The following is a 10,520-nucleotide window of genomic DNA, read 5'->3' as shown; positions in this document are numbered from 1 at the left end:
GGCATTCGCCCTCCCGCTTGGCCGGGCCGTGCAAATCCGCTCGCAGCAGCAGCGCCAGCGCGGCTGGAAGCTTTATTCCTTCCATGCCCCGGAGGTGGAATGCATCGGCAAAGGCAAGGCCGCCGCCCCTTACGAGTTCGGCGTGAAGGCCTCCATCGTCACCAACAACCGCCGGGCGCCCGGTGGCCTGTTCGTACTGCACGCCAGGTCGCTACCCGATAATCCCTACGACGGTCATACCCTGCGGGACGTCATCGACCGCACCGAGGCGCTCACCGGCTGTCCGATCGAGCGGGCCTATGTCGACAAGGGATATCGTGGCCACGACACGCAAAATCCCCGTCGCGTCTTCATTTCGGGCCAGAAGCGCGGCGTGTTCGGCGCCATCAAGCGCGAGCTCCGGCGCCGCTCCGCCATCGAGCCCATCATCGGACATCTGAAGGCCGAAGGTCACCTTGGCCGCTGCTATCTCAAAGGCCGCGCCGGCGACGCCGCTAACGTCGTGCTCTCAGCAGTCGGCCACAACTTCCGCCGTATCCTCGCCTGGCTCAGAGAACTCTTGTGCCTCTGCCTGATCCAGCTATCGCATACGCTTGCCTGTCCGCTCTCGCTCAATTCGGCTTCTTAACGGACGACTGGTCACGATGTTGCATTTTCCGGTGGCGCGGTTGCCTACCACCCAGAACAGTCCGTCGGCAAGGCTCGCCGTGCCCGACGCCAGCAGCAATATACCTGCAAAGATCAAACGCTTCATGGCTGTGCTCCCGCCATGAAGGTAGGCCTGCGGCGGGGCCACCCATACCCCTCGTAAGGCGGCGCGTGTCATCGTGGTTAATCCGCCTGCGCCGCATTCGCTCGAGCAATGATCGACTTGTCCGCTAAATATCGCGGCCTTCGACCTTCTCGGTCAGCGACTTGACCTGGTCGGGGATCTTCTCGAGGTGCGGATTGACGGCGAGCGCCTTGCGGTAGGCCTCGAGCGCGCGCTTTTCGTCGCCGACCTCCTGCATGATCATGCCGAGGCCTGCGAGCGCGCCGAAATGGCGGGGCTCGCGGATCAGCACCTCGCGAATGTCGGCAAGCGAGCGGCCATAATCGTTCTGCATGTAGTAGAGCGTCGCGCGACGATTCCAGGCCTCGATATAGTCGGGCCTCAGCTTGACGACCGAATCCAGCAGCTTGATCGCAACCTCGATCTTCTTTGCGTCGACCGCGGTCTTGGCCCGCGCCATCAAAAGCGCCGCGGTGTCGCTCGGGGTCTGGATCCAGATCGCCCAGATCCGCGCCTCGACGTGCTTGGCGCTGGCTTCGTCGGGCGCAGCTTTCAGTGCGCCGAACAGGAAATCGAGATTCTTGGTGCGATCGACCTTGGGCAGCTTGGCCGGCGCTTCCGGAAGTTTCTTCTGCTTGCCGGGCGGGGCCGGCGGATTAATCTGCTGTGCCAGCGCAGGAGCGAGGCCGGCGGCTCCCAGTACGAGAGCCAGACAAAGGGTGCGCGCGACGAAGAATCTCACTGCCATGGTCGAAGTCTAAACGCGCAAAGCCGCCCTTGCAAAGCAGGGCGGCGTCAAACTCGTGTGAGACCGTGGTCTTGCGGGGCGCGCGCTGGCGTCCGGCAGGGCAATATCAGCCCTGACGCGCCTTGAAGCGGCGCTGCACCTTGTTGATCACATAGACCCGGCCCTTGCGGCGGACCAGGCGGTTGGCGCGATGGCGACCGCGCAGCGATTTCAGCGAGTTACGGACCTTCATGGCAGAATCCTGAACGTTCGAAAGGCCGTGTTCGGCACTACCGTTTCGGCACGCGCGAATGAGGCAAAATGAGATTTTCCCGCTGGCGGACCGACCGCCCGGGACGGGGCGGTTCTTAAGGCATGGGAGGACCGGATGTCAATGTTAACTGCCCCAATCCCACCCAGCAAATTCTTAAAAACAACCCCATGCAAAGTAGAAGCGGCCGGATCGGCCCAATCTGGCTCGGACGACGCCTGTCCTACAACGCCTTATCCCACAACGCCTTGCCAAGTTCGTTATATCATATAATCAATTCGGCAACCCGTCGGGAGGAAACCCATGCCAAAGCTGAAGCTGCCGAACATCGACGACGTCGTCGCCATCGACATCCATACCCATGCCGAAGAGCCCTGCGGCACCCATCCCGACGACGGCTATGACGATTTTCAGGCGCAGATGGCGGACTATTTCAAGTCGCCGCACAAGCATCCGCCGACCGTGCCGGAGACCGCCGCCTACTATCGATCCAAGAACATCGCCGCGGTGATCTTCCCGGTCGACGCCGAGCGCGAGACCGGCTTCCGCCGCTACAAGAATGAGGAGATGCTGGAGATCGCCTCCGACCATCTCGACGTTCTCATCCCCTTCGTCTCGATCGACCCGCACAAGGGCAAGCTCGGGGTGCGCGAGGCGCGCAAGCTGATCGAGGAATACGGGGTGCGCGGCTTCAAATTCCACCCGACCATGCAGGGCTTCTACGCCAACGACCGCATGGCCTATCCGCTCTATGAAGAGATCAACAATGGCGGCGCGATCGCGCTGTTCCACACCGGCCAGACCGGGGTTGGCTCCGGCATGCCCGGCGGCATGGGGATGCGGCTGAAATATTCCAACCCGATGTACATGGACGACGTCGCGGCTGATTTTCCCGACCTCAAGATCATCCTCGCCCATCCCTCCTTTCCCTGGCAGGAAGAAGCACTGTCGGTCGCGACCCACAAACCGAACGTCTATATCGACCTCTCGGGCTGGTCGCCGAAATATTTCCCGCCGATCCTGGTGCGCTACATCAACTCGATCCTGCAGGACAAGATGCTGTTCGGCTCGGACTGGCCGGTGATCACGCCGGACCGCTGGCTGTCGGACTTCGCCAAGATCGAGATTCGCGACGAGATCCGGCCGAAGGTGTTGAAGGCCAACGCAAGGAAGCTGTTGGGGATCTAGAAAGCGCGTCGAGGGCTTCGATCCATTGACCGAAGCCCTCACACTTAGGTGCTCAATTCTCAGACTTGTGCGAGGCCTCCATCCACGAAGACCTCGCCGCCGGTCATGAAGCTGCTGTCTGAGGAGGCCAGGAACGCGGCCACCGCCCCCGTTTCGCTCGGGTCGCCCACACGCCCGAGCGGCGTCATGCTTCCAAGCGCGTCGAACGCTTCCTCGCCGACGATCTCCAGCGCCAGCTCCGTCTTGGTCGGCCCCGGGGACAGCACATTGACGCGAATGCCTGTGCCGCGCAGGTCCAGCGCCCAGCTGCGCGCCAGATTGCGGATCGCGGCTTTGGTCGCGCTGTAGACGCTGAATTGCGGCGTCCCCATCACGCCCGTGCTCGAACCGGTCAGGATGATCGATGATCCCTGCTTCATTAGCGGCAGGGCCTTCTGCACCGTGAACACCAACCCTTTCACGTTGATGTCGAAGATCTGATCGTAATGTTCGGGCGTGATCTCGCCGAGCGGCGCAAACAATCCGGTCCCAGCATTGGCGAACAGGATGTCGAGCCCGCCGCGTTCGGCCTTCACCGCCGCGTATAACCTGTCGAGGTCGGACATATCCGTCACCGAGCCCCTGACGGCGCGCGCCGAGGAACCCAGCTGCGCCACGGCTGCATCGAGCGGCTCCTGGCGCCGCCCGAAGAGATAGACGAACGCACCTTCGTCGATGAATCGCTTGGCGGCGCCAAGCCCGATCCCGGTTCCACCGCCCGTCACCACCGCCGTCTTGCCTTGTAGTCTGCTCATGATGTGCTCCTTCACTAGGGTTGCACTGAGCTGGCGGCCTACCCACCTATCGACAAGTATGCACCTTTTGGTAAGTGCCCAAAAATGTCAGACACGATCTCTCCGCCTGCGCAGGCTTCGCCACCTGTCCCAAGCTGCACGCCGACTTTGCCCGGCTTCACGTGTGGCCTCGACGCGACCCTGCGGGTCGTCGCCGGCAAGTGGAAGCCGCTGATCCTGTACTTCCTCGCCCAGGGCGGGCCGACCCGCTATGGCGACCTGCGGCGAGCCGTGCGCGACGTCAGCGACAAGATGCTGATCCAGCAACTCAAGGAGCTGGAGGCCGATGGTCTTGTGAAGCGGACCGACTACAAGGAAGTGCCTCCGCGGGTAGACTACAGCCTCACCTCTTTGGGCCACAGCCTGGCTCAGGCCCTCGTGCCGCTGTGCTCGTGGGGCACGGAGCACATGGCGGAGGTCAGCCGCGTCTTCGCCGAGCGCGACGCCTGGAATACCAAGAGGCGGTAAATCGGATGACCACGTTGTGCGATCAATTCACGCTTGCCAGATAGCCCGCCAAAATTGTCCGGCTTTCGCTGAGCGTCTCGATACGTTCATCGATCAGCCCGACCTGCTGCGTGAGTATTTTTCGTAGCTCGTTGCACGGCGTGAAAGTTGGATCGTTGTTCCTTACGCAGGGGAGCAGCCGCTTGACGGTTTCGAGCGTCATCCCCGCGCCGCCGAGCATTTTGATGCGCCGTACGGTTTCCTCTTCGGCCAAGCCATAGTCGCGATAGCCGGAGTTCGTCCGCAGCGGCGCAAGCAGCCCTTCGCCTTCATAGTAGCGCAGCATTCGGACGCTGACCCCCGTCCGCCGGGAGAGTTCGCCGATTCTCATCTGAAGCCTCTTGACCCTGACAGTACTGTCAGACCTTACAGACTTTGCTCGTCCAAGTGAATGCCACTTGTGAAGGGAGCAACGATGAAAGCCTACCATTTGAATGGCCATGCTGGTGCCGGCCGACTTGTGCAGGTCGACGTCAGCAAACCCGAACCCGCCAATGGCGAGGTCCGCATTCGGGTCGAAGCGGTAAGCCTGAATTACCGCGACCTCCTGATCCTCGACCGTGCAGGCCAAGGCGAGCTCAACGGCCGCGTACCGCTCTGCGACGGCGCTGGCGTCGTTGACGCCGTCGGCTCCGACGTCGTGCAATGGCAGGTGGGCGATCGTGTCGCCGCATCGTACTTTCGCGATTGGATCTCGGGGCCGTTCAAGGCGAGCTACATTGCCTCAGCGCTCGGCAGCAACGCCCTTGACGGAATGCTGGCTGAATATGTCGTGCTGCCGGCGACCGCGCTGGTCTCAGTGCCGGCGCATTTGTCCGCGGTGGAGGCTGCGACCCTGCCCTGCGCCGGCGTCACGGCTTTTCATGGCCTCGTCGCACGCGGCGGGATGGGCAAAGGCGATACGTTGCTGGTCCAGGGAACGGGTGGCGTCGCGCTGTTCGGCCTTCAATTCGCAGCGGCGCTGGGCGCGCGTGCGATCGTGATATCCTCCTCGAACGAAAAACTCGCCCGCGCCAAGGCGCTGGGCGGCTCGATCCTCATCAACTACCGCGACACGCCTGACTGGGATGTCGCCCTCATGAAGGCGACGAATGGCGCCGGCGCCAGTCACATCCTCGAACTCGGCGGTCCCGGCACCTATGACCGATCGCTGCGATCGGTCGCTTCGGGTGGCAAGATCGTTCAGATTGGAGTTTTGACAGGGTTCGGCCCCAAGCCCGACCTCGCGCGCCTTCAGTGGGAGAACGCCGACATCATCGGCGTCACCGTTGGATCGCTCGAACACTTTGCCGCGATGAATCGCTTCCTGACCGAACATGCTATCCACCCGATTGTCGATCGGATCTATGGTTTCGACGAGGTCGCCGAAGCATATGCGCACCTGCGGACCGGCTCACATTTCGGCAAGATCGTGATCAGATTCTAGAAACCAGGCGTCCAAGTCGCGTTTCCGTCTTGGATCGATACCGCGGCGCCTTGTATAGTCCGTGGACCGCAACGATCCCGGAGGACAGGTCAATTGAGCCTCAAAGCCGTTGTCTTCGATGCCTACGGAACGCTCTACGACATCCAGTCGGTCGCGGAGACCACCGAGGATGCGTTTCCGGGCTACGGTGAGATCATCACGCAGATCTGGCGGATCAAGCAGCTCGAATACACCTGGTTGCGCTCGCTGATGCGGCGCTACCAGGACTTTGCAGCCATCACGCGCGACTCGCTTGCCTATACGCTGCGCGTGCTCGGGCTCGCTTACGAGAACGAGGCATTCGAGCGCGTGATCGAGAAATATCTGCATCTCGATCTCTATCCGGATGCGACGGCAGCGCTCACGGCTCTGAAACCGCGAAAACTCGCCATCCTCTCGAACGGCAGTCCGGACATGCTGAATGCGCTGGTGCGCAACTCCGGCCTCGACGCCCTGCTCGACGCCACGATCAGCGTCGACGCGAAGAAGATCTTCAAGCCTAGCCCGGAAGCTTACATGCTGATCGGCGAGGTGCTCGGCACCGCGCCGGGCGAGGTGCTGTTCGTCTCCTCCAATCCCTGGGATGTCGCGGGCGCGAAAGCGTTCGGACTGAACGTTGCCTGGATCGAACGGGTGACGCCGGAAGCGATGGCGCTGGCTTGCGTCGAGAACGAACTCGTGGCACCGCTGACGATGTTCAAGGCGATCCGCACCCAGATGGACGAGCTCGGCTTTGCGCCGGATCATCGTGTCCGGACGCTCTCGGAGCTGCCAAGGATTGCTTAGGCATCGCCGCCCGCCCGTAGGTCTGGAATGAGCTGACTGGAATGAGCCTGGAATCCGTTCGCAATTTCTTCGCCGAAAAAGCCCCCGACATCACCGTTATCGAATCCCAGATCAGCTCCGCGACAGTGCCGCTGGCCGCGGAAGCCTATGGTGTCGAGCCCGGGATGATCGCCAAGACGCTGTCGTTGCGGATCGGCGAGCGCGTGATCCTGATCGTTGCAGCCGGCACTTCGCGCATGGACAACAAGAAGGTGAAGGCGGCGTTTGGCGGCAAGCCGAAGATGCTGGGACTTGAAGAGGTCGCGGAGGTCACCGGCCACGAGGTCGGCGGCGTCTGCCCGTTCGGACTGAAGTCGCCGCTGCCGGTCTATTGCGACGTCTCGCTGAAGGCGTTCGACGTGGTGGTGCCGGCCGCCGGCTCGCCGCATAGCGCGGTGCGCATCACGCCCTCCCGGATGGCCGAGCTGACCGGGGCGGAGTGGGTCGATGTCTGCGAGGTCAGGTCCGAAGCGCGCTAATCATCCTCGTCGTAAGGCCGGGGCTGGGTCGCCGGAGGCGGCGGCGCATTGTTATAACGTGGCGCCGGCGCGGCGCGATTGCCCGGAACCTGCTGCTGCGGCGGCATCTGGTTGTTGGACTGGAACACGGCGCGACAACCGCTGGAGAGCTGTGGCGTGTTCTGCCGCAAGCAGGCCGTAATGCGGCTCACATCAGGGATCTGGTCGCTGCACAGCCGCCACACATCCGGCGTGCAGGCCATCTGCTGCTCCATAGTTCCACGATACTCTTCAGCGGATGCAGCGCCCTGCGCGACGATGCCGCCGATCGCAAGCGCCACACCCAGCGCAATCCGCTCTGTTCGCATGTCCGATTCCTTCACGAGTCTCTCGAATTCTGTTCAATCAATGAGACGCGGAGAGGTTCTGGACCAACAAAAAAATGTGAAAACGAGCTAGGAACCTATTCGACCTTGCCGATCTTCTTCACCGCCGTAATCAGCCGCGCGCTGTCGACCGCCACGAACTCGGCGAACGCCGGTGCGTCCTGATAGGCGACGAGACTGCCCGACGTTTCGAAGGCCTTGAGCACGTCCGGGCTCGTCATCACCTGCGCCATCGCCTCGCGCAGCCGAGTCACGATCGGCGCAGGAAGAGCATTCTGCGCAAAGAGCCCGGCCCAGATGTACATCTCGACGTCCTTATAGCCGAGCTCCTGGAACGTCGGCACATCGGGGAAGCTCGCGATGCGCCGCGCACCGCTATTGCCGAGCACCCGCAGCTTGCCGTCGTCAACCTGCGGCTTCAGCGTGCCGGGAGCTGCTGCAATCGCCTGCACAGTGCCGCCGAGCAGCGCGGTCAGTGCGGGACCTGCGCCGCGAAATGGCACATGCAGCAGCTTGATGCCGGCGCTGTTTGCGAACATCTCCATCGCCACATGCAGCGTGCCGTAAGGCCCCGACGAACCATAGGTGATCTGGCCCGGCCGCTTCCTGGCGTCCTCGACGAAATCCTGCGCCGTCTTCCACGGCGCCGAGGCCGGCACCGCGAGCAGCGTGGGATCGGCCAGCACCCGTGCGATGGGCATGAACTGCGAGACCTCGTAGGCGACCGGACGATCGAACAGCCGGTCGGCCTCGGGCAGCACCGCGAGCGAGGACAGCGTCATCAGCAACGTGTAGCCGTCGGGCTCGGCGCGCGCCGCCGCGGCATTGCCGACGGATCCACCGCCACCGCCGGCGCGGTTGTCGACGATGACCGCCTTGCCGAGGATTCGCTCCAGCGCCTGTGCGACGGGGCGGGCCGCAAGATCCGCCTGGCCGCCGGCCGGAAACGGCACGATCATGGTGATGTTGCGAGCGGGATAGGCTTGCGCGAAAGCCGCGCTCGACAACGCAGGCAACAACGGCAATGCGGCAGCGGCGCGCAGGACATCGCGTCGATCCATGGCAGATTCCCCCTGTTTTCTTGTTTCGCTGCCAGCCTAGCGTGACCGTCCGCAAGAACAAGCCGCGCGCGCGGGATTAACGAAGCATTATCCATATTCCGCCCGGTCAGGAACGCCCCGAGGACTCTACCGTTGCCTCCCAGGGAGTGGAGCGATGAATAAACTTCAGACCATTGACGTGGCGTTGGACGAGATGCTGGTGAATCTCGCCGCGATCGTCTTGCGGCTTTCAAAGCCAGACGTGACGCGAACGCCGGAAGCGCGACGCGCCTTGGCGCAATCCGTGCATCAATACGCGGTCTGCGCGAAGCGCTCGAGCGACCCGCGTGTTCATGATTTGAAATCGCAACTGGAAGAGACGTTGAAGCCGAGCCTGCGCCTGGTCGTGCGTAATGGTGAGAAGGTGTCGTAATCGTACTACTGGGCGATATGCCGTAGGGTGGGCAAAGGCGCAAAGCGCCGTGCCCACCAATCATTCGCCGAAGTGCCCCACGATGTCACGCACATCCCCTCCCCAGTCCATGGGAAGGGTGCCTTGATCAACATGGCGGTGGAAGCTGCTGAAAGGCCAATCGCGCACACGCGTGACGAGGCCATGCTTCACCGGATTGAAGTGGATGTAGTCAACGTGCCGCTCCAAGTCGGCATCGTCACGAATTGCGTGCTCCCAAAAGCGGCGCTGCCAGATGCCCTTCTCTCGCTTCATCAATTTACTGATTGAACGCTCGCCGGCCTCCCGCCGCCGCGAAAATCCGCCCTTGATCAGATTCCATCGCGACGAAAAGTCGGCGTCATCCTCACGCAACGCCCAGATCGCATGGAGGTGGTCAGGCAAGATACAGATTGCGACGGTCTCGAACGGCCGGCGTTGCACGACCGTTCGGTAAATCTGACGTAGGCGATCAACTTGGTCGACGAGTAGCGTACTTGACCTATCGGCTAGCGCGACGGTGAAGAAGAACATGTTGCCTTGCGCTCGGCGATACTGAGGCACTTGCGATCCTTCGCATGAATTGGTGGGCACGCTTCGCTTTGCCCACCCTACCGCACCTACGCTGTTCGCTCGCTCTTCTTTGCGCGCCGCGTGCACGTACCCGGCAGCTTCGCCGCGAGAAAATCGCCGAGCGCCTCGACGCGTGCGGGGCGCGGGCCGCCGGGTGGCGTCACCAGATGCACGGCGCCTTCGGCCTGCTTCCAGTCCTTCAGGATCACCTCGACGTCGCCGGAGGAGATGGCGTCACCGACGATGAATTCCGGAAGGTCTGCGATGCCGAGACCGGCGATCAGAGCCGGCATCACCGCTTCGCCGTTGTTGACGCGGAGCTGTCCGCCTGGGCGTACACTCGCCTGCTCGCCGGCCGCGTTGGTGTAGTGCCAGACGTTCGGCGTCGAGAGATAGGTATAGCTGAAGCATTTGTGCGCGGCCAGATGCATCGGATGCGTCGGTCGTCCCTCGCGCTTCAGATAGGACGGCGCAGCTACCGTAAAGCGGGGCATCGTGAAGAGCCGCCTCGCAATCAACGAGGAGTCCGGCAGCCGCGCGATCCGCACCGCCATGTCAAAGCCCTCGCCGATCAAATCGATGGTCGCATCGCTCAAGTGCAGATCGACCGAGACCTCTGGATAAGCCTCAAAGAACTCCGGGAGCAACGGCGCCACCGCCTTGATCCCGAACGACATGGGCACGGCGAGCCGCACCAGACCCCGCGGCGCGACCGATTGCGCCAGCGCCTCGTTCTCCGCCGCCTCGCCGTCGGACAGCAGGCGCGTCGCACGCTCGGCGAGCTTATGCCCGGCATCGGTCAGCGCGAGCCGGCGTGAGGTGCGGTTGAACAGCCGGGCGCCGAGCCGCTCTTCGAGGCGCGTGACCGCCTTGGACACCGTCGCCTTGGACATCGCGAGCTCGCCCGCAGCCCCCGCAAACGACCGTAATTCCACGACTTTTGCGAAAATCGCGAGCGCCTCGAAATCGGGAAGTTTGGCCATGAAAGCAGATCCAATTGGGCTGTTTAAGGAAACAATATGTT

The 10,520-nt window shown here is 62.7% G+C and carries 14 protein-coding genes and 1 pseudogene; 7 read left to right on the top strand and 8 right to left on the bottom strand.

Annotation, left to right across the window (positions count from 1 at the left end):
- A pseudogene (locus GWG67_RS20255) lies at window positions 1-628 on the top strand (IS5/IS1182 family transposase); the annotation flags it as partial.
- Between the two features lie 250 nt (window positions 629-878).
- On the opposite strand, the gene GWG67_RS20250 reads toward GWG67_RS20255, so the two are convergent.
- Window positions 879-1,520: a tetratricopeptide repeat protein gene (locus GWG67_RS20250; RefSeq protein ID WP_275171081.1), complete on the bottom strand. Its 642-nt coding sequence runs from the start codon at window positions 1,518-1,520 to the stop codon at window positions 879-881.
- A 106-nt stretch (window positions 1,521-1,626) separates the two neighbouring features.
- Entirely contained in the window at window positions 1,627-1,752 is a 126-nt protein-coding gene (gene ykgO / locus GWG67_RS20245; protein ID WP_006611362.1) for a type B 50S ribosomal protein L36, read from the bottom strand.
- Between the two features lie 321 nt (window positions 1,753-2,073).
- Here ykgO and GWG67_RS20240 point away from each other — a divergent pair, with 321 nt between their 5' ends.
- Window positions 2,074-2,958, top strand: a complete 885-nt coding sequence (locus GWG67_RS20240; RefSeq protein ID WP_027565452.1) for an amidohydrolase family protein — start codon at window positions 2,074-2,076, stop codon at window positions 2,956-2,958.
- A 59-nt stretch (window positions 2,959-3,017) separates the two neighbouring features.
- Here the strand turns inward: GWG67_RS20240 and GWG67_RS20235 are convergent, their stop codons facing one another.
- On the bottom strand, window positions 3,018-3,752 hold the full coding sequence (locus GWG67_RS20235) for an SDR family NAD(P)-dependent oxidoreductase (protein ID WP_275171080.1): 735 nt from the start codon (window positions 3,750-3,752) through the stop codon (window positions 3,018-3,020).
- A gap of 84 nt (window positions 3,753-3,836) precedes the next feature.
- Between GWG67_RS20235 and GWG67_RS20230 the strand changes: the two genes are divergently transcribed.
- Window positions 3,837-4,259, top strand: a complete 423-nt coding sequence (locus tag GWG67_RS20230; RefSeq protein WP_275171079.1) for a helix-turn-helix domain-containing protein — start codon at window positions 3,837-3,839, stop codon at window positions 4,257-4,259.
- A gap of 22 nt (window positions 4,260-4,281) precedes the next feature.
- On the opposite strand, the gene GWG67_RS20225 is transcribed toward GWG67_RS20230, so the two are convergent.
- Entirely contained in the window at window positions 4,282-4,629 is a 348-nt protein-coding gene (locus GWG67_RS20225) for a MerR family transcriptional regulator (protein ID WP_275171078.1), read from the bottom strand.
- Window positions 4,630-4,713: 84 nt separating this feature from the next.
- Here GWG67_RS20225 and GWG67_RS20220 point away from each other — a divergent pair, with 84 nt between their 5' ends.
- The 3 genes from GWG67_RS20220 (at window position 4,714) to GWG67_RS20210 (ending at window position 7,067) form a co-directional block, all read left to right on the top strand.
- Window positions 4,714-5,724 carry an NAD(P)-dependent alcohol dehydrogenase gene (locus tag GWG67_RS20220; RefSeq protein ID WP_275171077.1) on the top strand — a complete coding sequence of 337 codons (1,011 nt, stop codon included), beginning with the start codon at window positions 4,714-4,716 and terminating at the stop codon, window positions 5,722-5,724.
- Window positions 5,725-5,817: 93 nt separating this feature from the next.
- Window positions 5,818-6,549: a haloacid dehalogenase type II gene (locus GWG67_RS20215; protein WP_275171076.1), complete on the top strand. Its 732-nt coding sequence runs from the start codon at window positions 5,818-5,820 to the stop codon at window positions 6,547-6,549.
- Window positions 6,550-6,590: 41 nt separating this feature from the next.
- Window positions 6,591-7,067, top strand: a complete 477-nt coding sequence (locus GWG67_RS20210) for a YbaK/EbsC family protein (protein ID WP_275171075.1) — start codon at window positions 6,591-6,593, stop codon at window positions 7,065-7,067.
- Here GWG67_RS20210 and GWG67_RS20205 read toward each other — a convergent pair.
- A complete protein-coding gene (locus GWG67_RS20205; protein WP_247428130.1) occupies window positions 7,064-7,414 on the bottom strand; it encodes a hypothetical protein in 351 nt (116 codons plus the stop codon). The two genes, GWG67_RS20210 and GWG67_RS20205, sit on opposite strands and share 4 nt — an antisense overlap.
- Before the next feature lie 95 nt (window positions 7,415-7,509).
- On the bottom strand, window positions 7,510-8,493 hold the full coding sequence (locus GWG67_RS20200; RefSeq protein ID WP_275171074.1) for a tripartite tricarboxylate transporter substrate binding protein: 984 nt from the start codon (window positions 8,491-8,493) through the stop codon (window positions 7,510-7,512).
- 154 nt (window positions 8,494-8,647) lie between these two features.
- Between GWG67_RS20200 and GWG67_RS20195 the strand changes: the two genes are divergently transcribed.
- The gene (locus GWG67_RS20195) at window positions 8,648-8,905 is read left to right on the top strand and encodes a hypothetical protein (protein WP_275171073.1); all 258 of its coding nucleotides are present in this window, start codon (window positions 8,648-8,650) and stop codon (window positions 8,903-8,905) included.
- A 60-nt stretch (window positions 8,906-8,965) separates the two neighbouring features.
- On the opposite strand, the gene GWG67_RS20190 is transcribed toward GWG67_RS20195, so the two are convergent.
- Both GWG67_RS20190 and GWG67_RS20185 read right to left on the bottom strand, forming a co-directional pair.
- Window positions 8,966-9,457, bottom strand: a complete 492-nt coding sequence (locus tag GWG67_RS20190; protein WP_275171072.1) for a transposase — start codon at window positions 9,455-9,457, stop codon at window positions 8,966-8,968.
- 86 nt (window positions 9,458-9,543) lie between these two features.
- The gene (locus tag GWG67_RS20185) at window positions 9,544-10,479 is read right to left on the bottom strand and encodes a LysR family transcriptional regulator (protein ID WP_275171071.1); all 936 of its coding nucleotides are present in this window, start codon (window positions 10,477-10,479) and stop codon (window positions 9,544-9,546) included.
- Between the last annotated feature and the right edge of the window lie 41 nt (window positions 10,480-10,520).

It is taken from the genome of Bradyrhizobium sp. CSS354, from assembly GCF_029051725.1.
Lineage (GTDB): Bacteria > Pseudomonadota > Alphaproteobacteria > Rhizobiales > Xanthobacteraceae > Bradyrhizobium.
This window is presented reverse-complemented; position numbering and strand designations above follow the sequence as displayed.